General features: G+C 71.4%; 22 protein-coding genes and 1 pseudogene. 12 read left to right on the forward strand and 11 right to left on the reverse strand.

Annotated features, from left to right (window positions below):
- Nucleotides 1–178: 178 nt before the first annotated feature.
- On the reverse strand, nucleotides 179–2,527 hold the full coding sequence (locus ACNF49_RS46285; RefSeq protein WP_482941703.1) for a GH1 family beta-glucosidase: 2,349 nt from the start codon (nucleotides 2,525–2,527) through the stop codon (nucleotides 179–181).
- A gap of 91 nt (nucleotides 2,528–2,618) precedes the next feature.
- Between ACNF49_RS46285 and ACNF49_RS46290 the strand changes: the two genes are divergently transcribed.
- From ACNF49_RS46290 to rocD, 3 genes are all read left to right on the forward strand, one after another.
- Complete coding sequence (locus ACNF49_RS46290) at nucleotides 2,619–3,107, forward strand: Lrp/AsnC family transcriptional regulator (protein WP_357979360.1); 489 nt, start codon at nucleotides 2,619–2,621, stop codon at nucleotides 3,105–3,107.
- A gap of 121 nt (nucleotides 3,108–3,228) precedes the next feature.
- Nucleotides 3,229–4,026: a dimethylargininase gene (gene ddaH, locus ACNF49_RS46295; RefSeq protein WP_352323414.1), complete on the forward strand. Its 798-nt coding sequence runs from the start codon at nucleotides 3,229–3,231 to the stop codon at nucleotides 4,024–4,026.
- Between the two features lies 1 nt (nucleotide 4,027).
- Entirely contained in the window at nucleotides 4,028–5,233 is a 1,206-nt protein-coding gene (rocD, locus tag ACNF49_RS46300) for an ornithine--oxo-acid transaminase (protein WP_352323415.1), read from the forward strand.
- 140 nt (nucleotides 5,234–5,373) lie between these two features.
- Here the strand turns inward: rocD and ACNF49_RS46305 are convergent, their stop codons facing one another.
- The 4 genes from ACNF49_RS46305 to ACNF49_RS46320 all read right to left on the reverse strand — a co-directional run bounded on the left by ACNF49_RS46305 (nucleotide 5,374) and on the right by ACNF49_RS46320 (nucleotide 9,503).
- Nucleotides 5,374–6,567, reverse strand: coding sequence for a CU044_5270 family protein (locus ACNF49_RS46305; protein ID WP_482941704.1), 1,194 nt, complete (start codon nucleotides 6,565–6,567; stop codon nucleotides 5,374–5,376).
- Nucleotides 6,560–7,150 carry an RNA polymerase sigma factor gene (locus ACNF49_RS46310; protein WP_352352506.1) on the reverse strand — a complete coding sequence of 197 codons (591 nt, stop codon included), beginning with the start codon at nucleotides 7,148–7,150 and terminating at the stop codon, nucleotides 6,560–6,562. Before ACNF49_RS46310 ends, ACNF49_RS46305 begins: the two co-directional genes overlap by 8 nt.
- A gap of 73 nt (nucleotides 7,151–7,223) precedes the next feature.
- The gene (locus tag ACNF49_RS46315; protein ID WP_482941705.1) at nucleotides 7,224–7,940 is read right to left on the reverse strand and encodes a class I SAM-dependent methyltransferase; all 717 of its coding nucleotides are present in this window, start codon (nucleotides 7,938–7,940) and stop codon (nucleotides 7,224–7,226) included.
- A 9-nt stretch (nucleotides 7,941–7,949) separates the two neighbouring features.
- A complete protein-coding gene (locus ACNF49_RS46320; RefSeq protein ID WP_498703534.1) occupies nucleotides 7,950–9,503 on the reverse strand; it encodes an alkaline phosphatase D family protein in 1,554 nt (517 codons plus the stop codon).
- A 216-nt stretch (nucleotides 9,504–9,719) separates the two neighbouring features.
- On the opposite strand from ACNF49_RS46320, the gene ACNF49_RS46325 reads away from it, so the two are divergent.
- From ACNF49_RS46325 to ACNF49_RS46335, 3 genes are all read left to right on the forward strand, one after another.
- Complete coding sequence (locus ACNF49_RS46325; RefSeq protein WP_357979349.1) at nucleotides 9,720–10,997, forward strand: Glu/Leu/Phe/Val family dehydrogenase; 1,278 nt, start codon at nucleotides 9,720–9,722, stop codon at nucleotides 10,995–10,997.
- Nucleotides 10,998–11,069: 72 nt separating this feature from the next.
- Entirely contained in the window at nucleotides 11,070–11,264 is a 195-nt protein-coding gene (locus ACNF49_RS46330) for a hypothetical protein (RefSeq protein WP_357979347.1), read from the forward strand.
- 28 nt (nucleotides 11,265–11,292) lie between these two features.
- Nucleotides 11,293–11,775, forward strand: coding sequence for a cupin domain-containing protein (locus tag ACNF49_RS46335; RefSeq protein ID WP_357979345.1), 483 nt, complete (start codon nucleotides 11,293–11,295; stop codon nucleotides 11,773–11,775).
- Here ACNF49_RS46335 and ACNF49_RS46340 read toward each other — a convergent pair.
- Entirely contained in the window at nucleotides 11,744–12,229 is a 486-nt protein-coding gene (locus tag ACNF49_RS46340) for a MarR family winged helix-turn-helix transcriptional regulator (protein WP_357979343.1), read from the reverse strand. The genes ACNF49_RS46335 and ACNF49_RS46340 overlap by 32 nt on opposite strands.
- 147 nt (nucleotides 12,230–12,376) lie before the next feature.
- Here ACNF49_RS46340 and ACNF49_RS46345 point away from each other — a divergent pair.
- The 4 genes and pseudogenes from ACNF49_RS46345 to ACNF49_RS46360 all read left to right on the forward strand — a co-directional run bounded on the left by ACNF49_RS46345 (nucleotide 12,377) and on the right by ACNF49_RS46360 (nucleotide 16,681).
- Nucleotides 12,377–13,359: pseudogene (locus tag ACNF49_RS46345) on the forward strand (substrate-binding domain-containing protein).
- A 57-nt stretch (nucleotides 13,360–13,416) separates the two neighbouring features.
- Entirely contained in the window at nucleotides 13,417–14,784 is a 1,368-nt protein-coding gene (locus ACNF49_RS46350; protein ID WP_357979339.1) for an APC family permease, read from the forward strand.
- Complete coding sequence (locus ACNF49_RS46355; RefSeq protein ID WP_357979337.1) at nucleotides 14,781–15,785, forward strand: acetamidase/formamidase family protein; 1,005 nt, start codon at nucleotides 14,781–14,783, stop codon at nucleotides 15,783–15,785. The genes ACNF49_RS46350 and ACNF49_RS46355 overlap by 4 nt, the downstream gene beginning before the upstream one ends.
- Nucleotides 15,786–15,856: 71 nt before the next feature.
- Nucleotides 15,857–16,681, forward strand: a complete 825-nt coding sequence (locus tag ACNF49_RS46360) for a trypsin-like serine peptidase (RefSeq protein WP_357979335.1) — start codon at nucleotides 15,857–15,859, stop codon at nucleotides 16,679–16,681.
- On the opposite strand, the gene ACNF49_RS46365 is transcribed toward ACNF49_RS46360, so the two are convergent.
- Genes ACNF49_RS46365 through ACNF49_RS46375 form a run of 3 tightly spaced genes read right to left on the reverse strand, consistent with a single transcriptional unit; the run spans nucleotide 16,665 to nucleotide 18,813 of the window.
- Nucleotides 16,665–17,549, reverse strand: a complete 885-nt coding sequence (locus ACNF49_RS46365) for a Gfo/Idh/MocA family protein (RefSeq protein ID WP_357979333.1) — start codon at nucleotides 17,547–17,549, stop codon at nucleotides 16,665–16,667. The genes ACNF49_RS46360 and ACNF49_RS46365 overlap by 17 nt on opposite strands.
- On the reverse strand, nucleotides 17,546–18,457 hold the full coding sequence (locus ACNF49_RS46370) for an NAD-dependent epimerase/dehydratase family protein (RefSeq protein ID WP_482941708.1): 912 nt from the start codon (nucleotides 18,455–18,457) through the stop codon (nucleotides 17,546–17,548). Before ACNF49_RS46370 ends, ACNF49_RS46365 begins: the two co-directional genes overlap by 4 nt.
- A 2-nt stretch (nucleotides 18,458–18,459) precedes the next feature.
- A complete protein-coding gene (locus ACNF49_RS46375) occupies nucleotides 18,460–18,813 on the reverse strand; it encodes a YrdB family protein (RefSeq protein ID WP_482941709.1) in 354 nt (117 codons plus the stop codon).
- A gap of 117 nt (nucleotides 18,814–18,930) precedes the next feature.
- On the opposite strand from ACNF49_RS46375, the gene ACNF49_RS46380 reads away from it, so the two are divergent.
- Nucleotides 18,931–19,626 carry a TetR/AcrR family transcriptional regulator gene (locus ACNF49_RS46380; RefSeq protein WP_357979327.1) on the forward strand — a complete coding sequence of 232 codons (696 nt, stop codon included), beginning with the start codon at nucleotides 18,931–18,933 and terminating at the stop codon, nucleotides 19,624–19,626.
- A gap of 67 nt (nucleotides 19,627–19,693) precedes the next feature.
- On the opposite strand, the gene leuA is transcribed toward ACNF49_RS46380, so the two are convergent.
- Together leuA and ddaH (ACNF49_RS46390) are read right to left on the reverse strand one after the other, a co-directional pair.
- Nucleotides 19,694–21,400 carry a 2-isopropylmalate synthase gene (gene leuA / locus ACNF49_RS46385; RefSeq protein WP_482941710.1) on the reverse strand — a complete coding sequence of 569 codons (1,707 nt, stop codon included), beginning with the start codon at nucleotides 21,398–21,400 and terminating at the stop codon, nucleotides 19,694–19,696.
- A 239-nt stretch (nucleotides 21,401–21,639) separates the two neighbouring features.
- Complete coding sequence (gene ddaH, locus ACNF49_RS46390) at nucleotides 21,640–22,386, reverse strand: dimethylargininase (RefSeq protein WP_357979323.1); 747 nt, start codon at nucleotides 22,384–22,386, stop codon at nucleotides 21,640–21,642.
- A 38-nt stretch (nucleotides 22,387–22,424) separates the two neighbouring features.
- Between ddaH (ACNF49_RS46390) and ACNF49_RS46395 the strand changes: the two genes are divergently transcribed.
- Nucleotides 22,425–22,670 carry a DUF2630 family protein gene (locus ACNF49_RS46395; RefSeq protein WP_352327988.1) on the forward strand — a complete coding sequence of 82 codons (246 nt, stop codon included), beginning with the start codon at nucleotides 22,425–22,427 and terminating at the stop codon, nucleotides 22,668–22,670.
- Nucleotides 22,671–22,679: the final 9 nt, after the last annotated feature.

Here is a 22,679-nt window from a genome sequence, read left to right on the forward strand (position 1 = left end):
GCGAGAATTGACGCCCGATTTACTATCACGCCCGCCGGGGAGGGGACAAATGAAAAGCGCCGTTGACTTTTCCGGAATATCCTGATCTCAAAAGTACGCCAATGAAGAGATGGCCATTTCGGAAATTGTCAAGTGAAACCGAGAAAGCGATCGTTTCGCGAAGCCGCGCGGTTTCCGTCTATGCCGACTCCCGTACCACCAGCCGGGTGGGCAGCACGACCGGCGTGGTGCTCCTGCCCTCCAGCCGCGACAGCAGCAGCCGCGCCAGCGCCAGCGCCTGCTCGGTGACGGGCACCCGGACGGTGGTGAGGGCGGGAGTGGTGGCCGAGGCGGCGTCGATGTCGTCGAAGCCCACGATCGCCAGGTCGTCGGGCACTCGCCGGCCCGTGGCGCGGGCCGCCAGCAGCGCGCCGATCGCCATCTGGTCGTCGGCCGCGAAGATCGCGTCCAGGTCGGGGGCGTCGCCGAGGAGCTGCCCGGCCGCCGCCGTGCCGGAGCCCCGGGTCAGGTCGCCGATCGCCAGCCTGGGCCGCAGCCCGGCGCGGTCGAGGGCCGCGCGGTGGCCGGCGAGCCGGTCCTGGGTGGCGACCAGGTCCATCGGGCCGCAGATCATGCCGATCCGGCGGCGGCCGGTGGCCAGCAGGTGCTCGGTGGCCGCCGCCGCGCCCGCGGCGTTGTCGGCGTCCACGTACGGCACCAGCGAGGCGACCGGCGGCCGGCCCAGCAGCACGAGCGGCACGCCGGTGCGCGAGAGCCGTTCGGCCAGGGTGTCGCCCCGCTCGGGCGGCAGCAGGACGACGCCGTCCACCAGCCGCGCCTCGGCGTGCCGGACGACGCGGCGCTGGCTCTCGGCGGTGTCGGCGAGCATGAGGGTGATCTGCTTGCCCGCGCCCTCCAGCAGGCTCGTCACGTACTGGACGACGGCCGCGACCATCGGGTCGGCGGCGTGCCTGGGGGCCGACAGCACGAGCGCGACGGTGTCGGTGCGCCGGGTCACCAGGCTGCGGGCGGCGGCGTTGGGCACGTAGCCGAGCTCCTTGACGGCCTGGAGGACCGTGGAGCGCACCTCGGGGCTGACCGAAGCCTCGCCGTTGACGACGCGGGAGACCGTGGCCCGGGAGACGCGGGCGCGGGCGGCCACGGTCTCCAGCGTGGGACGCCTGGGCGGGGCCTCGGTCAGGCCGTTGCGCCTGATCACGTCGCGGTACCACAGCGCGCTGTCCTTGGGCCGCCTGCGCTGGGTGTCGAAGTCAACGTGCACGAGGCCGAACTTGCGCCGGTATCCCTCGGCCCATTCGAGATTGTCGAGCAGCGTCCAGGCGAGATATCCGCGGACGTTCGCGCCCTCCTCGACGGCGGTCCGCAGGGCCCGCAGATGTTCCTCGATGAAATGCACGCGGTCGACGTCGTGAATGCCGTCGGGAGTGACCGTGTCGACGAAGTCCGCGCCATTCTCGGTAATCATGAGTTCGAGCCCGGGATATTCGCCGGCGAGCCGCCGCAGTAACAGGGAAAGGGCGTTCGGGACGATCGGCCAGCCCATCGCGGTGACCGCCGTGGGAATGGTGCTGAAAAGCACGCCCGCGCTTCCCGGATAAGCCGGGTCGGCCGGTTCGCCGGGCTGCGCCTGGACGACGGCGGGCGCGTAGTAGTTGACGCCGAGCAGGTCGAGCGGCTGGGCGATGTCGGCCAGGTCGCCGTCGTGGACGTGCCCGAGCCCGGCGTGCTCCTCGATGACCGGCAGCAGGTCGGCGGGGTAGGCGCCGCGCAGCATCGGGTCGAGGAACTGCCGGTGGACGAGCGCGTCGATCCTGGCCACGGCCTCGGCGTCCTCCTCCGACAGCGGCCGGTCGAAGTCGCCGACCTGGGCCGGCGTCAGCACGGGCGAGAAGTTGAGCACGGCCCCCACCTCGGCGGCCCCGGCGGCGCGCAGGGCCTGGGCGCCCAGGCCGTGGGCGAGCAGCAGGTGGTGAGCGCTTCTGAACGCCTCGGCGGCCGACCGGCGGCCCGGCGCGTGCACCCCCGAGCCGTGGCCGACGAAGGCCGCCACCCACGGCTCGTTGACGGTGAGCCAGGTGCCGACCCGGTCGCTCAGCCGCTCGGCCACGATCGCCGCGTAGTCCGCGAAACAGCGGGCGGTGTCGCGGGACGGCCATCCGCCGCGCTCCTGCAGCGCCTGCGGCAGATCCCAGTGATAAAGGGTGGCCAAGGGCGTGATGCCCGCCTCCAGCAGGGCGTCGACCAGCCGCTGGTAAAAGTCGAGACCGGCCGCGTTCACCTTTCCGGAGCCGTCCGGGAGAATGCGCGGCCAGCTCACCGAGAACCGGTACGCGGCCATTCCCAGGTCTTTCATCAGCGAGACGTCCTCGCGATATCGGCGGTAATGGTCGCAGGCGTCGGCCGGGCCACCGGCGAAGGCGTCCCAAATGGACGGCCCACGGCCGTCGGCGGCCGTGCCGCCCTCGATCTGGAAGGCCGACGTCGAGACCCCCCAGACGAAACCCTCGGGAAAACGTGCGCTGTTCATGTGGCGGCAATCCTCCGGCAGTGGACCGAACGCCCAGTCTCCCGCGCGCCGCTCGTCGCGCGCCAGCCTGGCCAGGCGGTATACAGAGCCCGTGGAACTGGACCGGCTCGATCGTGACATCATCGCGGCGCTCGTCGACGACGCCCGCGCGACCTACGCGGACATCGGCCAGCAGGTGGGGCTGAGCGCGTCGGCCGTCAAGCGGCGGGTCGACCGGCTGCAGAAGAGCGGGGCGATCACCGGCTTCAGCGCGCGGGTCGCGCCGCAGGCGCTCGGCTGGACCACCGAGGCGTACGTCGAGCTGTTCTGCCAGGGCAAGACCAAGCCGTCGGACATCGCCCTGGCGGTGGCCAAGTTCCCCGAGGTGGTGGCGGCGGCCACGATCACCGGCGAGGCCGACGCGCTGCTGCACATCAGGGCCACGGACGTGCGGCACGTCGAGCGGGTCATCGAGCGCATCGCGGCGCAGGCTTTCGTGGTGCGGACCAAGAGCTCGATCGTGCTGTCGCGGCTGGTCGACACCCCTCCCGGAGCCGCCCTGACGGAGTCGCGCAACGGATCGCACGTCGCCGGCCGATAGACGCAACAGACCTGCGCCAACGCGCAATGCGCACCGCTTGGCCTGCGCAAACGTCAATTCTTAGGCTGTGCTCGTCTCCCCCGACACGGGAACTTCCCCTGCAATGACGACGGAGCCCTGCATGCCCAAACACTTCCTCATGTGCCGCCCGGACTACTTCGCGGTCGAGTACGCCATCAACCCGTGGATGGACCCCGAGGCCGGCGCCGACCGTGAGGTGGCGATCCGGCAGTGGGAAGGGCTGAAGTCGGCGTACGAGGAGCTCGGGCACCAGGTCAGCCTCATCGACCCGATCGAGGGCCTGCCCGACATGGTGTTCGCCGCCAACGGCGCGCTGGTCGTCGGCGGCCGGGTCTACGGCGCCCGCTTCACCTTCCCCGAGCGCGGCCCCGAGGGCCCGGCCTACCTGCGCTGGTTCGTCGAGCGCGGCTACCCGACGCTGGAGCCCACGCACGTCAACGAGGGCGAGGGCGACTTCCTCACCCTCGACGACGTCATCCTGGCCGGCACCGGCTTCCGCACCGACGTGGTCGCCCACCAGGAGGCGCAGGAGTACCTGGGCCGCCCGGTCGTCTCGCTGAAGCTGGTCGACCCGCGCTTCTACCACCTGGACACCGCGCTGTTCCCGCTCGACGGCCGCAACGTCGCCTACTACCCCGGCGCCTTCTCCCAGGGCAGCCAGGAGGTGCTGCGCGCGATGTTCCCGGACGCGGTGATCGCGACCGCCGAGGACGCCGAGGTGCTCGGCCTCAACGCGGTCAGCGACGGCAGGAACGTGGTGATCAACTCCGAGGCGTCCGGGCTCCAGCTGGAGCTCAAGCGGCACGGCTACGAGGTGATCCCGGTCGAGCTGTCGGAGCTGCGCAAGGCGGGCGGCGGTCCCAAGTGCTGCACACTGGAGATCAGGGGGGAGAAGTAACATGAGCACCAGCGCAGAGCTGATCGAAGTAAGCGAGCGCCGCAGCGCGCACAACTACCATCCGCTGCCCGTGGTCATCCACGAGGCGCACGGCGCGTGGGTCACCGACGTCGAGGGCAAGCGTTATCTCGACTGCCTGTCGGGCTACTCGTCACTGAACTTCGGTCACGGCAACCCGAAGATCATCGAGGCCGCCCAGGAGCAGCTGAAGAACCTCACGCTGACCAGCCGGGCCTTCTACCACGACCAGTTCGCCCAGTTCTGCGCCGGGCTCGGCGACCTCACCGGCAAGGACATGATCCTGCCGATGAACACCGGCGCCGAGGCCGTCGAGACCGCGATCAAGGTGGCCCGCAAGTGGGGTTACGAGGTCAAGGGCGTCGCGCCGGAGCAGGCCAACATCATCGTGATGGAGGACAACTTCCACGGCCGCACCACCACGATCATCAGCTTCTCCACCGACCCCGACGCGCACGACGGGTTCGGGCCGTACACGCCCGGGTTCCGGATCGTCCGCTACGGCTCGGCCGAGGCGATTCGTGAGGCGATCGACGACAACACCGTGGCCGTCCTCGTCGAGCCTATCCAGGGCGAGGCCGGCGTGCTGGTGCCGCCGGACGGCTACCTGACCGAGGTCCGGCGCATCTGCACCGAGAACAACGTGCTGATGATCGCCGACGAGATCCAGTCGGGCCTCGGGCGCACCGGCCGCACGTTCGCCTGCGACCACGAGAACGTCGTCCCCGACGTCTACATCCTGGGCAAGGCGCTCGGCGGCGGCGTGGTGCCGGTCTCGGCCATCGCCGCGGACGAGGACGTCCTCGGGGTCATCAAGCCGGGCCAGCACGGATCCACGTTCGGCGGCAACCCGCTGGCCTGCGCGGTCGGCATCGCCGTCATCGACATCCTGAACACCGGCGAGTTCCAGGCCAGGGCCGCCCGGCTCGGCGAGGTGCTGCACGCGCGGCTGCGCGAGCTGGCCGGCAAGGGCGTGGTGGCGGTGCGCGGGCGCGGGCTGTGGGCGGGCGTGGACATCGACCCGGCCCTCGGCACCGGGCGCGAGGTCTCCAAGGCGCTGATGGCGCGCGGCGTGCTCGCCAAGGACACCCACGGGTCCACGATCCGGCTCGCGCCGCCGATCGTGATCTCCGAGGAGGACCTGGTCTGGGCGGTCGACCAGCTCGCCGCCGTCCTTGAAGACCTCTAGGTCTCTTACGGCTTCGCCTGGTCACGCCGCCCGCCGTACTACGGCCGGCGGCCCTCCAGGAAACGGCCGCTGACCCTTCACGGGCGCGCCGCCGTGACGGCGCGCCCTGTGGGCCTGCTGGGTGGTCGGCCGGCCGGGGGTCACGAACCGGCGGGGGCGCTCTCCATCGGGGTAGGGGTGACGGTACGCGTCACCGTCGGCTCCGGCTCGCCGGTCGACTCGGCCGCGGGCACGCTGGTCGGCTCCGGGGTGAACGTGATCGTCGCCTCGGCCGTCGGCAGCTCCGCCGTCGTCGAGCCGGACTCCGACGGGACGGGCGTGGGGGCCAGGGTCTCCGCCATGCAACTCGCGTCGGAGGCGGCGCCGGGGGCCTCCGGCAGGGCGTCCACCACGGAGACGTCGAGCTGGGCGGTCAGCGCCAGGACGCTGTCCTTGGGCGCGCCCGCCTTGGCGTCGACCACGACCTGCCGCTCGCCCAGGAACGTGTGCCCGGCCGGGTCGAAGATCAGCTCCTCGCGCACGCCCCAGTCGGCGATCCGGCCCAGCGCCACGCCCACGCGTCCCGAGGAGTCGGCGACGCCCTCGGCCGCCTCGACGCCGGGGATCGCCTTCACCGCCTCGAACAGGGCCTCCCGCTGCGCCTTGGGCAGGTAGTTCTCCCTGACGAGGTCGCCGGCGCGGGTGAAGGCGACGGCGTCGGGATCGACGTCCTTGCCGCCCTTGGGGGACGACTGGTACAGGCGGTCGCGCATGCCCGTGGCGTCGGCCGGGAGCGTGCTCAGGTAGGCGTAGTCGTCGCGGTAGGGGCCGCGCCGGTCGGGGCAGGCGGCCAGCCGGTTCCACTCGCTGCCCTGCCGGCTGGTGGCGTCCGCGGGCAGCGGCTCGCCCGGCCAGGGGCGCGGCTCGCGGCCTTCGATCTGCAGCAGGCCGTCCTTGCTGCCGTCCACGGACTTCCAGATCCTGCGGTGCTGGCGGTAGAGGTAGCGGCTCTGTGCGCCGGAGCTGTCGATCGAGTGCGAGCCGTACATGGTGTCGGACTCGATCAGGATGAACTGGTCCGGCCGGGGGTTCAGCTCGCCGGCCGCGAGCAGCACGGAGGTGGCCGGGCGGGCGTCCGTCCCGCCCTGGCCGGACAGCGCCACCGCCACGCCGCCGACCAGGACCACCGTGACGCCGAAGGCCGCGGCCGCCTGCCAGCCCAGCCTCGGCAGCCGCAGGCGCCGCCCGCCGCGCGCCTCGGCCAGCAGCCGTTCCCTGGCCCGCGCGCGGGCCTGCGGCTCGTACGCCGGCGCCGACGGCCTGCCGTCGGCGAACGTCCGGATCTCGTCATCCATGCTGGGGCTCCTCTGCGAAGGGATCGATGCCGCCGAGCGCCCTGCGTACCTTGACGCGGAGCCGGTGCAGCCTGGACCGGACGGTGCCGACGGGCACCCCGAGGGCGCGCGCGGCGTCCTCATAGGTCAGGTCGGCCCACGCCACGAGCAGCAGCAGGTCGCGCTCGCTCGCGCTGAGCCTGGTCAGCGCCCTGGCCAGGCGGGGCTGGAGCTGCTCGGCGGTGACCCGGTCGGCGCTGCGCTCGTCGAACGTGCCCGGACGCTCGGCGCCGACCCTGGCCATGGCCGCGGTGCGCCGCCGTTCGGCCCTGCGGTGCTGGGACACGACCTTGGTGGCGATGCCGTACAGCCAGGGACGGGCGTCGGGCAGGGTGCGGTCGTAGCGGCCGCGGCCGCGGAAGGCGACGAGGAACACCTCCCCCGTCACGTCGTCGGCCAGCTCGGCGCCCAGGCGGCGGGCGGCGTACCTGTGGATCTCGTCGGCGTGCCGGTCGAAGAGCGCGGCGAAACGCTCAGGATCGCTCAGCGAATGCCCGATCAGGGTCGAGTCATCCAGCGTTGCGGTTGTGTCCTCGACACTCACCACATCCGGTCCTCTCTCATGCGGTCACCCTGTTGTTGGCCGCACCCGGAAGCCCGGTTCCACCTATTTCGGGTTATGCCGCCTTTCGCCAGGCGGACAGGCCGTCGGGGGCCTCGTCCCTGGTGAACCCGGCCGCCGTCAGCTCCGCGGCGAGCCGGTCGCCGCCGGGCCGGTGGGCCTCGCTGGTCACCTCGTCCTCGCCGATCACCACGCCGCGCTGCCTGACCCGGTAGAGGAAGCGGGAGCGCACGGTCTCGCCGCGGACGTCGAGCACCTGGCCCCAGACCTCGTAGGCGTGCCGCCCGACCTGGTAGGACCCCATGAGCTCCAGCTCGCCGGGCGTGGGCGCGGGCCGCTCGCGCCAGTTGAACAGCAGCAGCCCGCCCGGTTCGAGCTGCCTGGCCAGCACCCGCCACAGCTCCTCCCGCCGCCCGGCCGGGAACGCCTGCAGCACCGAGATCATCACGACGGTCTCGACCGGCTCGTCGACGTCGACGTCGAGCGCCCCGCAGGCCAGCACGGTGACCCGGCGCCGGGCCTCCTCGCTGGCGGCCAGCCGCGACAGCAGCACCGACCGCATGGCGAGCGCCGGCTCGACGGCGAACACCTCGCCCGGCGTCTCACGCACGATCAGCTCGGTGATCAGGCCGGTGCCCGCGCCGATCTCCATGACGCCGCGCCGCACCCCCTTCAGCAGGGGCGGCAGCGACTCGCGGATCTCGGGGACGTGCCCGTCCTCGTGCCACAGGTCGTAGAACGGCACGGCCCTGGAGTACTGGTCGTCATTCATGGGTCATTTCTACGCCAGCCGGGCCGAGTCGATCGGTCTGACACCGTCGCCCACCGACTCGTACCAGGTGATCGTGTCGGGGAAGGTCAGCGTGGCCAGGGCGTTCTGGAACAGCGGGCCCTTGGTCACCCGCCAGCGGAACGGCGGCCGCGGGATGCCGGCCAGCCGCGCCAGCAGGCTGCCCACCAGCGTCGCCAGCCCGAACTGGGTGAGCACGTTGGCCCAGCGCAGCAGCCGGCTGAGCGGGTTGCGGATCGGCGAGCAGACGACCTGGTAGATCTGCCCGGCCGAGGCCTTGGCCAGATAGGAGTAGTGGACGTCGCCGGACAGGATCACCGCCGGCTTGCCGAGCCGGACCAGCAGCCTGCCCAGGTCCTCGAACGAGCGGCGGAAGGCCGCCCAGTGCTCCAGGTCGACGGCCTGGCGGAGCTGCTCCGACCACCGCTGCACCGTACGGCCCCACTTGCCGTCGCACAGCGCCTCGTTCCAGTTCTGGACGCCGTGCACGCCCTCGGGCAGCAGGAACGGGATCGAGGAGCCGATGACCAGCCGCTCGGCGGGGGCGGCGGCCTGCTCCTGGAGCCAGGCCCACTCCTCGGGGTCGAGCATGCGCCGGTCGCCGGGGGTGAGCTGCCTGGCGCACCGGGTGTCGATCATGATGAGCCGGGTGTGCCCGAGGTCGCGGGTGTAGCTCCAGCGGTTGCTGCTCGGCTCGGCGTCGGCCTTGGCGGCGAAGGCGTCGAGGGCCGGGCCGCCGTCGCCGCCGCCCTCGGTGAGCTCGCGCACCAGCGGGTCGGCCGCGCGCTCGGCCGGGGTCAGGTTGCCGAGGTGCTGGTAGACGAAGTAGGCCCCGAGCCCGGCGACCACGCGGCGCGGCCACCAGCTCGTCAGGGCCATCTTCTCCCGCCAGGGCTGGGAGGTGTTCCAGTCGTCGCGCAGGTCGTGGTCGTCGAAGATCATGGCGGTGGGCACGGTGGACAGCAGCCAGCGGATCTCGGGGTCGGTCCATGCCTGGCGGTAGAGCTCGGCGTACTCCTCGTAGTCGGCGATCTCGCCCTGTGGCTCGGTGGTCCTGCGCGCGTGGATGTAGTCGAGCATCTGGGGCGAGGGGCTGTCGGCGTAGACCTGGTCGCCGAGGAGCAGCAGCAGGTCGGGCCACTCCTCCTCGTCGGCGCGCATGAGGCTCACGCCGTAGGCGCGCAGCACGTCGTCGCCGTGGGTGCGCACGTGGGCCGAGTCGTGCGGCACGCTCGTGCGGCACGACCCGAACGCCAGCCTGCGGGGCCCTTCGGCGGGCAGCAGCCGCACCCGGCTGGCCGGGCGACCCGCCAGGGGCCAGACCTGGTCCCCGTCGAGGCTGACGGAATAGGAGGCGATATCCTGGGACAGCTCAACGAGATCCACGATCGCGTAGTGGTGACCGTGCACGGTGAAGGTGGGCGACCGATAAGCCCCGCCTGCCGTCTCGACGGTGACCGTGCAGGGCTCGCTGGTCTCCACCCAGATCGAGGCACTGACCGAGTCGACGTGACGCAACATCGGCCCAACCACGAGTGCGGGCATCCAACCCTCCGGTTTTCGACGATTCGGCACACTCTCGCTCGACAGCCTGCCAGAGTGGCACGTTCCCGGCACGTTGATCAACGGCTTGGATATCCCTTCATAACCTAGGCAAGGTCAAACTGCCCGGCCTAGGATGATCGAGACAACACGCCCAAGAGGGAAGGCAACGGCGCCTTCTCCCACAAAATGGGCGCGCATACAGGAGGAAACTCGACCATGAGCATCATGGTGCCGTCAAAGACGCCGGCGCTGATCACACCTGGTCAACAGGCGCTCGACTCCGCTCTTCACCAACTCAACCAGGCCGCCGCCCACCTCGGGCTCGACGACGGCCTCCGCACGATGCTGGCCACGCCCCGCCGCTCGCTGACCGTCTCGGTCCCGGTGCGCCGCGAGGACGGACGCATGGACGTCGTCCAGGGCTACCGCGTCCAGCACAACGTCTCGCGCGGCCCCGCCAAGGGCGGCATCCGCTTTCATCCCAGCACCGACATCCACGAGGTCACCGCCCTGGCGATGTGGATGACGTGGAAGTGCGCACTGGTCGGCATCCCGTACGGCGGCGCCAAGGGCGGCGTGGCCGTGGACCCGGGCGCGCTGACCACCATCGAGCTCGAACGGCTCACCCGCCGCTACGTCAACGAGATCCTGCCGCTGATCGGCCCGGAGAAGGACATCCCGGCCCCCGACGTCGGCACCGACGAGCAGACCATGGCCTGGATCATGGACACCTACAGCGTCAACGCCGGCTACTCGGTGCCCGGCGTGGTCACCGGCAAGCCGATGACGCTCGGCGGCTCGCTCGGCCGCACCGGCTCGACCTCGCGCGGCGTGCAGATCGCGGCCCTGGCCGCGCTCGGGCGCTCGCCTGAAGGCGTCACGGTCGCCGTGCAGGGCTTCGGCAAGGTGGGCGCGCTGGCCGCGCAGTACCTGTCCGACGAGGGCTGCAAGGTGGTGGCCGTCTCCGACGTCACCGGCGCGGTCCACGCGCCCGGCGGCCTCGACGTCGCCCGCGTGCGCGCCTGGGTGGCCGAGACCGGCGGCGTGGCCGGCTACCCGCACGCCGACGCGATGGCCCACGACGACCTGTTCGAGCTGGACGTGGACGTGCTCGTCCCGGCCGCGCTCGAAGGCGTGATCACCGAGGCGAACGCGCCCCGCGTGCGCGCCCGGCTGATCGTGGAGGGCGCCAACGGCCCCACCACGCCGGAGGCCGACGAGATCCTGGCCGCGAACGGCACCACCGTCGTGCCGGACATCCTCGCCAACGCGGGCGGGGTGATCGTGTCCTACCTGGAGTGGGTGCAGAACATGCAGGCCTTCTCCTGGAGCTCCCGCGAGGTCGAGGTGAAGCTGCGCGACCTGATGGAGGGCGCCTTCGCCGAGGTCAAGTCGATGTCCGCCGAGCGCGGGCTGACGCTGCGGGAGGCGGCGCACGTGATCGGCGTGGGCCGGGTCGCCGAGGCCCACAGCATGCGGGGCCTCTACCCCTGACCTACTTTGGTCGCACGTGACCCGCCCAAGGTCGGATGCCGGGGCGGGTCCCGTTCTGCGACGGTCGGGGTCATGAGGGGTTTCATCGGGGTCATCGCCATCATCCAAGGGCTCGGCGGGTTCGCCGGGCGCGTCTGGTTCGACACGGAGTGGGGGTTCGTGGGGCGGTTCGTGGAGCTGCCGCTGGCGGCCTACCTGGGGCTCGCGGTCGTGGGCCTGGCGTTGCTGCTGTGGTCCGGCCACGACGGGAAGAACCGCCGGAGCTGATCGCGGGCTGGTCGGGCAGGATGGCCTCATGACCTATCCGGAACCACGCTATTCGGGCGACAAAGGCGAACTGTCCGCCACGTACCGCCCCTACGAGCACGCCCCCGAGCTGACCTACCCGAGCGGCAACACCGTCCACTACCTGGCCACTGGGGCCACCACCAACGGTCAGTTCGGGCTCTACCGCTGGGTGATGGGGCCCGAGCCGTCCGGCCCGAGCCCCCACTTCCACAAGTCGATCTCCGAGTCGTTCTACGTCCTCGACGGATCGGTGCGGATCTACGACGGCAGCCGCTGGATCGACACCCGCCCCGGCGACTGGGTGCACGTGCCCGAGGGCGGCGTGCACGCCTTCCGCAACGAGTCGGGCGAGCCCGCGACCATGCTGCTGCACTTCGCCCCCGGCGCCCCGCGCGAGGGCTACTTCGAGGGGCTGCTCGACCTGGCCGGCAAGAGCGAGGAGGAGAAGGCCGAGTTCTTCATCCGCCACGACACGTACTGGCTGGACTGACGGGGCCCGGCGCCTGCGCCGAGGCCCGGTCGAGGGCCGCCGCCAGGTCTTCCAGCTCGCGCATCAGCCGCTCGGTGCGCTCCTGGCCGAACGCGGCGGCGATGGCCCGGTGGTGCTCGGCCACCGCGCCGTCCACGCGGGCCAGCAGGTCGCGCCCCCGGTCGGCCAGGAACACCGCCACCCGCCGCCGGTCGCCCGCCGACGCGCCCCGGTGGACCAGCGCCCGGTCGATCAGCCGGTCGACCGCCTTGGTGAGCGTCGGGTGCGGCATGAGCACCGCCTCGGCCAGCTCCCCCATCGAGTGGCCGCGCCCGTCGGCCAGCGCGCGCAGGATGCGCCACTGCTCGACGGTGACGTCCTCGCCGGCCAGGGTCGCCGCCAGACCGCGCGTGACGTCGCGTTCGGCGCGGCTGAGCACGTACGCGAGTGAGGACCCCAGCCCGGATTTAGCCATGAGAGATCAGGTCCTTTCACCGGAGAGCTAGTTCGGAGGATACTCGTCGGCGTGGCGGCGATCGTCGATCCTTTCGAGGCCCGGCTCATCCCCTCGGACGCGGTCCGGATCGGCCTGGTCGTGCCCGTGTCGGGGGTGCTCGGGCTGGTGGGGCCGTGCGCGATCAACTGCGCGGTGCTGGCCGCCGAGGAGGTCAACGCCCGGGGCGGCGTGCTCGGCAGGCAGGTCGAGCTGGTGCTGGTCGACGGCGGGCGGCCGGGGCGCGAGGTGGCGGCCGAGGTGGCCGGGCTGGTCGCGTCCGGCACGGTCGAGGCGGTGGTGGGCACGCACGCGAGCGACGTGCGGATCGACGTGGTCGCGGCGATCGGCGGGCGGGTCCCGTTCGTGTACGCGCCGCCGTACGAGGGCGGGGGCACGCGCCGGGCGTCTACTTCCTCGGCGAGACCCCCGGCAGGCAGCTCGAACCGGGCATCGAATGGCTGGTCAGCGTCCACCGGGCACGCCGCTGGTACCTGTTGGGCAACGACTACGTCTGGCCGCGCCTGGTGCACGCGGGCGCCCGGCGCCGGTTGCGCGCGCGCGGCGCGACCGTCGTCGGCGAGGCGTTCGTCCGCTACGGCGAGGCGGCCTCCTGGCTCGGCCGGATCGCCGACGCCCGCCCCGACGCGATCCTGCTCACGCTGATCGGCAGCGACCTGGTCGCCTTCAACCGCGCCTACGCGGCCGCCGGCCTCGGCGCGGCCCGGCTGTGCGGGGCGCTGGAGGAGCACGGCCTGCTCGGCATCGGCGGCGACGGCACCGGCGAGCTCTACGCGTCGATGGGCTACTTCCGCGACCTGCCGACCGAGGCCAGCCTGCACTTCGCCGAGCGCTACGCCAAACGCTTCGGCCCGCACGCCCCCATGCTCAACGCCCACGGCCAGGGCTGCTACGAGGCCGTCGCGATGCTCGCCGCCCTGTCCGGACGGGCGGGCAGCCTGGCCGTGCCCGCCCTCGACGCGGTCGCCGACGGCACCACGATCATCAGCGCGCGCGGCCCGCTCACGCTGCTGAACCGGCAGGTACGGCGCACGGTGCACCTCGGCAGGGCGGACGGCCTGGATTTCTTGCTTGAGAAACCTTTTCACTAGAAAGCTTTGGCTCTAGGGTGCCAATCGCCCCCCAACCTCAACAAGGAGCCGCGCACTATGAGCACCGTTGAGCAGTTCGGCTACCGCCAAGAGCTCAAACGCTCTCTGGGCTTCGCCGACCTGATGATCTATGGCCTGATCTTCATGGTGCCGATCGCACCGTTCGGCATCTTCGGCGGCGTGTTCCAGTCGTCCGGCGGCATGGTCGCGCTGGCCTACATCATCGGCCTGGTCGCCATGGCGTTCACGGCGCTGTCGTACTCGCAGATGGCCCAGGCGTTCCCCATGGCCGGCTCCGTCTACACCTACGCCGGGCGCGGCATCTCGGCGCCGGTCGGGTTCATCGCCGGATGGGCGATCCTGCTCGACTACATCCTGGTGCCGTCGCTGCTCTACCTCATCGCCAGCCTGGCCATGAACTCGTTCGTGCCCGGGATCCCGGTGTGGGGCTGGCTGGTCATCTTCGTGCTGCTCAACACCGCGGTCAACTACATGGGCATCCAGATGACCGCGCGCATCACGCGGGTGATGCTGGTCGCCGAGCTGGCCGTGCTGGCGATCTTCCTGGTGGTCGGCGGCATCGCCCTGGCGCAGGGCAAGGCCCAGGCGGGCGCGTTCACCCCGATCTTCGAGTCCTCCGCGTTCAGCTGGACGCTGGTGTTCGGCGCGGCGGCCACGGCGGTGCTGTCCTTCCTCGGCTTCGACGGCATCTCCACGCTGGCCGAGGAGAACAAGGAGGACGGCAGGCGGCTCGGCCGTTCGATGGTGGCCGCGCTCGGGCTGGCCGCGGTGCTGTTCGTGGCGCAGACATGGGTCGCGGCGCTGCTCATGCCGGACCGCGCCCAGCTGATCGCCGAGGGCGACCCCGCCGGCGACGCCTTCTACCGCATGGCGGAGTTCGCCGGCGGCCACTGGCTGAGCGTGCTGACCGCGGTCGCCACCGCGATCGCGTGGGGCTTCGCCAACTCGCTGGTCGCCCAGGCGGCCACCTCGCGGCTGCTGTTCGCGATGGCCCGCGACCGCATGCTCCCCTCGTTCCTGGCCAAGGTGCACCCCAAGCACCAGGTGCCGGTCAACGCCACGCTGGCGGTCGCCGTGCTGTCGCTGGGCATCGGCCTCTACATGAACAGCCGTGAGGACGGCATCGCGCTGCTCAGCCAGCTCGTGAACTTCGGCGCGATGACCGCCTTCCTGATCCTGCACGTGGCCGTCGTCGTCCACTACCGGTTCCGCAGGCGCAGCCGGAACGTGTGGGCCCATCTGATCGCGCCGGCGATAGGCTTCCTCGTCCTGGCCGCCGTGGTGTACAACACCAAGCTGGTGACCCAGACGGTCGGCCTGATCTGGCTGGCGGTCGGTCTCGTCGTCCTCGGCGTCAGCTATCTGATCGGCCGCAGGCCCGTTCTCCCTTCGGAGGTCAAGTGAACGTCGTCTCCTACCACCCCTCGCCGGAGGAGCTCAGCTACACCTTCGGCGGCCGTGCCGCCCTGGGCAGGGTGCGGCCCGGGACGGTGCTGGAGCTGTACACCGAGGACTGCTTCGGCGGCCGGGTGCGGACCGTGGCGGACCTGCCGTCGCAGGTCTGCGAGTTCCCGTACCTGAACCCGGTGACCGGTCCCTTCCACGTGGAGGGGGCCGAGCCGGGCGACACGCTGGCGCTGCACTTCGTCAAGATCACCCCGGCCCGCGACTGGGCGGTCTCCACCACGTTCCCGCACTTCGGCGCGCTGACCGGCACCCACACCACGGCGACGCTCCAGCCGCCGCTGGAGGAGCGGGTCTGGCGCTACGACATCGACGTGGACAAGGGCGTGGCCGTCTACCACGCGCGCAACAGCGACTTCAGCGTCGCGCTGCCGCTCGACCCGATGCACGGCACGGTGGGCGTGGCCCCGGGCGCGAACGAGGCCCGCATGACCATCACCCCCGACGCGCACGGCGGCAACATGGACACCCCCGAACTGCGCGCCGGCGTCACCGTCTACCTGGGCGTCAACGTCGAGGGCGGGCTGTTCTCGATCGGCGACGGCCACGGCCTGCAGGGGCACGGCGAGGTCTGCGGCACGGCCGTCGAGGCGGCCATGAACACCGTGGTCGCGGTCGAGCTGATCAAGGGCGTGGCCACGCCGTGGCCCCGGCTGGAGGACGACCTGCACCTGATGTCCACCGGCTCGGCCAGGCCCCTGGAGGACGCCTACCGCATCAGCCAGCACGACCTGGTGACCTGGACGTCGGAGCTGACCGGGCTCGACACGCTGGACGCGTACCAGCTCGTCAGCCAGGCCGGCCAGGCGCCGGTCGGGAACGTGTGCGACACCAACTACACCATGGTCGCCAAGCTGCCCAAGACCTACCTGGGCGCCCCCTCGGTGTACGAGGACGCCCACGCCCGCCTGCGCGCCCTGGGCGCCCAGTACGACGCATGACAATCCCCCACTTAGGTAAACCTTGGTGTCGCAGGTCAGAGCATTGATCATCTTCCCCGTAGAGTGGGAAAGTGCTCAGGTTGGTACTGTCTCTGGTCCTGCTCGATCCGGCTGGCGTCACCGATGTCGCGCAGCGCAGCGTCCCCGTCCCCCAGGTGCTGACCCCGGACGGCGACCGCCTGGGCTACGCGCCGGTCCCGCGCCCCTACACGGGGGCGCGGCGGCTGACCGGGGTGCTGCTCGGCCATGATCCCGTCACCCGCACCGACGTGTGGTGCGGCGGCGCGATCATCGGCTCGCGCAGCCGCAGCCTGGTGCTGACGGCCGCGCACTGCCTCTACCACGACGGCCGGCCGCTCAAGCGGCTGGTGTTCATGCCCGGGTTCGACAGGGGCAACCCGCGGCACGGCGTCTGGTCCGCGGTGCGCACGTGGGCGCCGGACCGCTGGCGGGCGAACCCCGACTCCCCCGACGTGCTGCCGTACGACGTCGGCCTGGTCGGGGTCGTCAAGGGCAGGCGCCCGCTGGAGGACGTGGTCGGCCAGGGCCTGCCGCCCCTGCGCACGAGCCGCGGCGCCGAGCTGCGCGGGCTCGAACTGCTCGGCTACCCGGCGGGCAAACGCTACCCCGGTACGCAGATGTACCGGTGCCTGGGCGACGCGGTCGAGGGCTCGACGGTGGGCCCCGGGCTGATGGTCACCCGCAACTGCCATGCCGCCGCCGGAGGGAGCGGCGGCCCGGTGCTGTACGGCGACTCGGTGGCGGGCGTGGTCTCCTCCTCCAGCCCGCTGAGCGACACCGACGGCTACACGGTGCTCGCCCGGCTGGGCGGGACGACGTTCGACCGCATGTTCGCCAGGGCCGACGAGTCGATGCGGGTCAGGAAGCCTGGCTGACGGCCTCTTCGCAGATGGCGTGGGTGATCAGGGCGTCGTCGGCGCTGATCACCCGGCCCTCGCGGACCGCGAGCAGGAACTCCTGGCAGATCTGCTCGATGCCGCGCTGCCGGGCGACCGGCACCCAGTCGGGCCGCCTGGTGAGCGTCTCGCCGCCCTCGTAGTCGAGGACGTCGCCGAGGTTGACCACGCGCCGCTTGATGCCGTCGCCCATGACCTCGCAGGTCTCCTCGGCGGCGCCGCTGACCCGGTTCATGACCCCGATCGCGGTGAACCCGGCGCCCGACAGCTCGAGGACGATGTGCTCGAGCAGGTCGCGGCGGACGCGGGTGCGGATCCTGGTCTCGGTGACCGGGCCGGGGGCGAGGAACCTGAGCGTGTCCACGACGTGGATGAAGTCCTCGAAGATGGCCCGCCGGGGCGCGTCGGGGTAGTTGTCGCGATTCTTCTCCAGCAGCACGAGATGACGGGGAAGGGCCATGAGCCCTGCGTAGCCGGGGGCGTGGCGGCGGTTGAACCCGACCATCAGCGACCTGCCCTCGGACTCGGCCAGGCGCACCAGGCGCTCGGACTCGGCCAGGCTGTAGGCGATCGGCTTGTCGACGTAGACGTGGATCCCGGCGCTGAGCAGCGGCTCGACGATCTCCGGGTGCGCCTCGGTCGCGGCGTGCACGAACGCGGCGTCGACCCCCGCCTTGATCACCTCGTCGACGCTGGTGGACCGGTCGGCGACGCGGTAGGCGTCACCGAGCCGGTCGAGCCGCGCGGTGTTGCGGGTGCACAGGTGGAGGTCGAGGGACTGGGCGGCGAGCACGGGCAGGTACGCCTTCTCCGCGATGTCGCCCAGGCCGATCATGGCTATCTTCATCCGTCGAGCGTAGCCTTCAGCGCGGCCTCCACCGGCGTAGGCGCGACGCCGAAGACCTGCTGAAACGCCGAGGAGTCGAGCACGTAGGGCGCGGTGAACTGGTAGCGCACGTGCCGCAGCTCGCCGATCGTGGGCGAGAACAGCCCGGCCGTCCGCAGCAGCGGCCACGGCAGCGTGGTCATCGCAGGCTCCGGCAGGTCCAGCAGGGCGGCCATCCGGGCGCCGACCTCGCGGAAGGTCATCGGGTCGTTCGTGGGCACGTGCCAGGGGCGGCCCCAGGCCCGCTCGTCGGCGCCGGCGGTGATCAGGGCGTCGGCCACGTCCGGCAGGTAGGTCCAGCTGTGCGGGACGTCGGCGGGGAAGACCAGCCGGATCGTCCGGCCGGCCCTGAGCGCGGGGATGAAGCGGGTGCCCAGGTGGGACTGGTCGGTGGCGCCGGGGCCGAAGAAGTCCGAGCCGCGCACCTCGGTCACCCTGACGCGTCCTTCGCGGTGGGCGGCCAGCGCGTCGTGCCAGATCTTCGCCCGCACCCGGGCCTTGGGGGTGGTGGAGGCCAGCGGCAGGTCCTCGGTCATCGGTCCGGAGACGGGCCCGTACGGGTAGAGGTTGCCCAGGATGGCGAGCACGGCCCCGCTCGACTCCGCGGCGGCCAGGAACGAGGCGGCCATCGGCGGCCAGTCGGTCAGCCAGCGGTGGTAGGCCGGGTTGACGCAGTTGTAGAGGACGTCGGCCCCCTTGGCCAGCTCGGACAGCCGGGCCTGGTCGGCCACGTCGGCGGCCACCCTGACCGTGCCCTCCGGCCCGCGGCCCGAGCGGGTCACGACGACGACCTCGTGCCCCTGCGCGGCGAGCTTGGCGGCCAGGTGCGTGCCGACCTGGCCGGACCCCACGACGACGTGCTTACCCATGATCAGACCTGCTTCCAGATGACGCGCAGCAGCGCGTTGACGACGAAGACGGCGGCGAAGACGATCGCCGGGGTGGCCCGGCCAGCGGCGTAGAGGGCGAGCGCGCCGCCGCCGAACCAGACGATCTCCAGCGCGACGCGGGCCAGGCCGGTGAGCGGGATCGTGGCGTTCGCGCCGCCACCCGCGCCGAACAGCGCCCACACGGCGATGAACAGCGCCGGGCCGCCCAGCCCCGCCAGGAGCTTGATCACCCAGTTCGGGCTGAGCGTGAAGCCCCAGTAGGCCACCGCGCCCAGCACGCCGAGCTCCAGGAAGAACATCAGGGCGGCGTTGGCGTTCTTGGCGAGGGCGAGCATGGGGATCTCCTGAGGGGGTGCGCTGTTCGCTTACGAGAGCAATGCTCTCTCAAAAGAGCGGCATTCGTCAAGAGCGGTGCTCTCGTTTTTTGCCAGTGCTCTGGTAGCCTGCTGTCCATGACAGCCAGCCGAACCGCGCGAGAGCGCGTGAGAGCCGAGCTCACCAGGGAGATCACCGACATCGCCCGCCGCCAACTGGCCACCGACGGCGCGGGCGGCCTGTCGCTGCGGGCCGTGGCGCGGGAGATGGGCATGGTCTCCTCGGCCATCTACCGCTACTTCCCGAGCCGCGACGACCTGCTGACCGCGCTGATCATCGACGGCTACAACGCGCTGGGCGAGGCCGTCGAGCAGGCCGAGGCCGCCTGCCCGCGCACGGCCCACCTCGACCGCTGGCTGGCCGCCGGCCACGCCGTACGCGACTGGGCGGTGACCCACCCCCACGAGTACGCCCTGCTCTACGGCTCGCCCGTGCCCGGCTACCAGGCGCCGCAGGACACCGTCGCGGCCCGGCTGCGCGACGTCACCGTGCTCGGCGCGCTCGTCGCCGACGCCTGGGACGCGGGCGAGCTGCACCCGCCGGCCGCTCCCGAGCCGCCCGCCGAGGTGGCCGCGGACGCCGAGAACATCCGCGCCCTGATGCCCGGCGTGCCCGACGACGTGGTGTGGCGGGCCATGGCGTCCTGGTCGACGCTCTACGGCTGGGTCAGCTTCGAGGTGTTCGGCCAGTTCAACAACACGATCGACAGCCGGCGGGCGGCCTTCGACCACGCGCTGCGGCTGGCCGCCGCGGCGCTCGGCCTCGCCGCGTGATCGGAACGTCCCGGCAAGGCGAAAGGGGCAGGAGTGCCCGGCACTCCTGCCCCTTTCCGCGAGGACGTCAGCGCGCGGCGCGGTTGACCGCCGAGATGATGGCCTTGAGCGAGGCCGTGGTGGTGTTGGCGTCGATGCCCACACCCCACAGCACCTGCCCGTCGACCTCGCACTCCAGGTAGGAGGCGGCCTTGGCGTCGCTGCCCGCGCTCATCGCGTGCTCGACGTAGTCGAGGACCCGCACCTTGATGCCGACGCCGGCGATGGCGTCGATGAAGGCCGAGATCGGGCCGTTGCCCACGCCCGCGATCTCCCGGATCTCACCGTCGAGGCGCACGTCGGCGCCGATGCGGTCTTTGTCGTCGACGGTCGACTCGTGGCGGTGGGCCATGAGGCTCAGCCGGCCCCAGCGGTTGGCGGGGTTGGGCAGGTATTCGTCGCGGAAGATCTCGTACATGGCGGTGGGGCTGATCTCGCCGCCGCCTTCGTCGGTGCGGGCCTGCACGACCTTGGAGAACTCGATCTGCAGCCGGCGCGGCAGGTCGAGCTGGTGGTCGGCCTTCATGATGTAGGCCACGCCGCCCTTGCCCGACTGGCTGTTGACCCGGATGACGGCCTCGTAGGTGCGGCCGATGTCCTTGGGGTCGATCGGCAGGTAGGGCACCGCCCAGGTGAACTCGGCCACCGGCGTGCCGGCCGCCGCGGCGTCGCGCTCCAGGTGCTCGAAGCCCTTCTTGATGGCATCTTGGTGCGAGCCGGAGAAGGCGGTGTAGACCAGCTCGCCGCCCCACGGGTGGCGCGGGTGCACCGGCAGCTGGTTGCAGTACTCGGTGACGCGGCGGATCTCGTCGATGTCACTGAAGTCGATCTCGGGGTCGACGCCCTGCGAGAACAGGTTCATGCCCAGGGTGACCAGGCACACGTTGCCGGTGCGCTCGCCGTTGCCGAACAGGCAGCCCTCGATGCGGTCGGCGCCGGCCATGTAGCCCAGCTCGGCGGCGGCCACGGCGCTGCCCCGGTCGTTGTGCGGGTGCAGCGACAGCACGATCGAGTCGCGGTGGCGCAGGTTGCGGTGCATCCACTCGATCTGGTCGGCGTAGACGTTGGGCGTGGCCATCTCGACCGTGGCGGGCAGGTTGATGATGACCTTGCGGTCGGGGGTGGGCTGCCACACCTCGTTGACGGCGTCGCACACCTCGACGGCGTACTCCAGCTCGGTGCCGGTGAACGACTCGGGCGAGTACTGGAAGAACACGTCGACGTCGGTGGCCTCGGCCAGCTTCCTGACCAGCTTGGCGCCCTCGACGGCGATGGCGGTGACGCCCTCCTTGTCCTGGCCGAACACGACGCGGCGCTGGAGGGTGGAGGTCGAGTTGTACAGGTGGACGATGGCCTGCTTGGCGCCCTCGATCGCCTCGAAGGTGCGCTCGATCAGCTCGGGCCTGGCCTGGGTCAGCACCTGGATGACGACGTCGTCGGGGATGCGGCCCTCGTCGATGATCTGCCGGACGAAGTCGAAGTCGGTCTGGGAGGCGGCCGGGAAGCCCACCTCGATCTCCTTGTAGCCCATGCGTACCAGCAGCTCGAACATCTGGAGCTTGCGGTGGGAGTCCATCGGGTCGATCAGGGCCTGGTTGCCGTCGCGCAGATCGACCGCGCACCATCGGGGCGCCTTGGTGATGACCTGGTCGGGCCAGGTGCGATCGGTCAGCCTGATCGGTTCGAACGGCTGATAACGATGGGCCGGCATGGGACTGGGCTGCTGGGCGTTCATGTCTGCTGCTCCTCGTCGGTCGAGTCGAAAGCGGCCGACGCGCATGACTGGCTCCGCGACGAGGGAGCCGGCCTTACAGGCCCTCGCCGCGGCAGCTAAGAAGCAGCCCGCGCAGCATGCCAAGCACGCTACCAGACGTCTCGGGATTCGCTGCCCTTGATCTCATATCATGAGAGCCGATCGGTCCACCGATGGTGAAACACCTGGTCAGGGCCGTGAAATTCCGGCTGCGGCCATCGCTAGTCCGGGATGAGCACGCTCAGGCAGGTGACGCAACCCTCCAGCCGCTCGAACTCCGAGATGTCCACCCTCGTCACGACGAGCCCGCGCTTCTCCAGCATCGCCGCGGTCCTCGGGGCCGAGGCGGCCAGCAGCACCCGGTCACCGCCCAGCGGCACCACGTGCGCGCCCGGCTCCTCCGGCGGTTCCAGCAGGCCCGGCAGCTCGACGCGACCGGGATCGCCGATGAGTGTCCCGTCGGGCAGGGCGGTCACCGCCGACTTCAGGTGCAGCACGCCGCGCAGGTCCACGGGCACGACCTGCCGCTCGGGCAGCAGGGCGGCGAGCTGGGTGACGCCCTCGTCGTCGGTGCGGGCCGACCTGCCGACGTACACGGTGGGGCCGACCTGGAGCACGTCGCCGCCGTCCAGGGTGCCGGGGCGGGCGATCCTGACCGCCTTCAGACCGAGCTCCCGTACGGCCCGCTCCACGGACTCCACCTCCGGACGCCGCTCCGGCGCGCCCGGCCGGGTGAGCACGGCCAGCCGCCCCGACACCACCACGGCGTCCTCCACGAAGGGCGCGTCGGGCAGGTGGTCGGCGTCCTCGGCGTAGACCGGCCGCCAACCGGCCGCGGCCAGCGCCGCGACGTAGGCGTCATGCTGGTGACGTGCACGTTCGTGATCCACGGGCGCACGCTCGATGTGCGTGACGATGCCCTCGGCGATCCGGGGTCCGGGCTTCCTTACCAGCGCGATACCAGACATAGGGCGTGTTCTATCACGCAGTCGTTAGAGTCTTGGGCATGCGGGACGACGAGATTCTCACCAGGATCAGCGCTCTGGTCGCCGAGGAGCACGAGCTGCGCGGCAGGCTGTCGGCGGGCGAGGTCACCTCCGACGAGGAGCACGCGCGGGTCAAGCAGCTGGAGGTGGCGCTCGACCAGTGCTGGGACCTGCTCCGCCAGCGCCGGGCCAGGCGCGGCGCGGGCGAGGACCCCGACGGCGCGGCCGTCCGCCCGGCCGGCGAGGTGGAGAACTACCGGCAGTAGCACCCCACC

It is taken from the genome of Actinomadura sp. ATCC 39365 (assembly GCF_054392275.1).

What these genes read in the sequence shown, in the direction of transcription:
- ACNF49_RS46285 (WP_482941703.1), bottom strand. Translation starts at nt 2,527, where the DNA reads ATGAACAGCGCACGTTTTCCCGAGGGTTTCGTCTGGGGGGTCTCGACG.
- ddaH (WP_352323414.1), top strand. Translation starts at nt 3,229, where the DNA reads ATGCCCAAACACTTCCTCATGTGCCGCCCGGACTACTTCGCGGTCGAG.
- rocD (WP_352323415.1), top strand. Translation starts at nt 4,028, where the DNA reads ATGAGCACCAGCGCAGAGCTGATCGAAGTAAGCGAGCGCCGCAGCGCG.
- ACNF49_RS46305 (WP_482941704.1), bottom strand. Translation starts at nt 6,567, where the DNA reads ATGGATGACGAGATCCGGACGTTCGCCGACGGCAGGCCGTCGGCGCCG.
- ACNF49_RS46315 (WP_482941705.1), bottom strand. Translation starts at nt 7,940, where the DNA reads ATGAATGACGACCAGTACTCCAGGGCCGTGCCGTTCTACGACCTGTGG.
- ACNF49_RS46320 (WP_498703534.1), bottom strand. Translation starts at nt 9,503, where the DNA reads ATGCCCGCACTCGTGGTTGGGCCGATGTTGCGTCACGTCGACTCGGTC.
- ACNF49_RS46325 (WP_357979349.1), top strand. Translation starts at nt 9,720, where the DNA reads ATGAGCATCATGGTGCCGTCAAAGACGCCGGCGCTGATCACACCTGGT.
- ACNF49_RS46330 (WP_357979347.1), top strand. Translation starts at nt 11,070, where the DNA reads ATGAGGGGTTTCATCGGGGTCATCGCCATCATCCAAGGGCTCGGCGGG.
- ACNF49_RS46335 (WP_357979345.1), top strand. Translation starts at nt 11,293, where the DNA reads ATGACCTATCCGGAACCACGCTATTCGGGCGACAAAGGCGAACTGTCC.
- ACNF49_RS46340 (WP_357979343.1), bottom strand. Translation starts at nt 12,229, where the DNA reads ATGGCTAAATCCGGGCTGGGGTCCTCACTCGCGTACGTGCTCAGCCGC.
- ACNF49_RS46350 (WP_357979339.1), top strand. Translation starts at nt 13,417, where the DNA reads ATGAGCACCGTTGAGCAGTTCGGCTACCGCCAAGAGCTCAAACGCTCT.
- ACNF49_RS46365 (WP_357979333.1), bottom strand. Translation starts at nt 17,549, where the DNA reads ATGAAGATAGCCATGATCGGCCTGGGCGACATCGCGGAGAAGGCGTAC.
- ACNF49_RS46370 (WP_482941708.1), bottom strand. Translation starts at nt 18,457, where the DNA reads ATGGGTAAGCACGTCGTCGTGGGGTCCGGCCAGGTCGGCACGCACCTG.
- ACNF49_RS46375 (WP_482941709.1), bottom strand. Translation starts at nt 18,813, where the DNA reads ATGCTCGCCCTCGCCAAGAACGCCAACGCCGCCCTGATGTTCTTCCTG.
- ACNF49_RS46380 (WP_357979327.1), top strand. Translation starts at nt 18,931, where the DNA reads ATGACAGCCAGCCGAACCGCGCGAGAGCGCGTGAGAGCCGAGCTCACC.
- leuA (WP_482941710.1), bottom strand. Translation starts at nt 21,400, where the DNA reads ATGAACGCCCAGCAGCCCAGTCCCATGCCGGCCCATCGTTATCAGCCG.
- ddaH (WP_357979323.1), bottom strand. Translation starts at nt 22,386, where the DNA reads ATGTCTGGTATCGCGCTGGTAAGGAAGCCCGGACCCCGGATCGCCGAG.
- ACNF49_RS46395 (WP_352327988.1), top strand. Translation starts at nt 22,425, where the DNA reads ATGCGGGACGACGAGATTCTCACCAGGATCAGCGCTCTGGTCGCCGAG.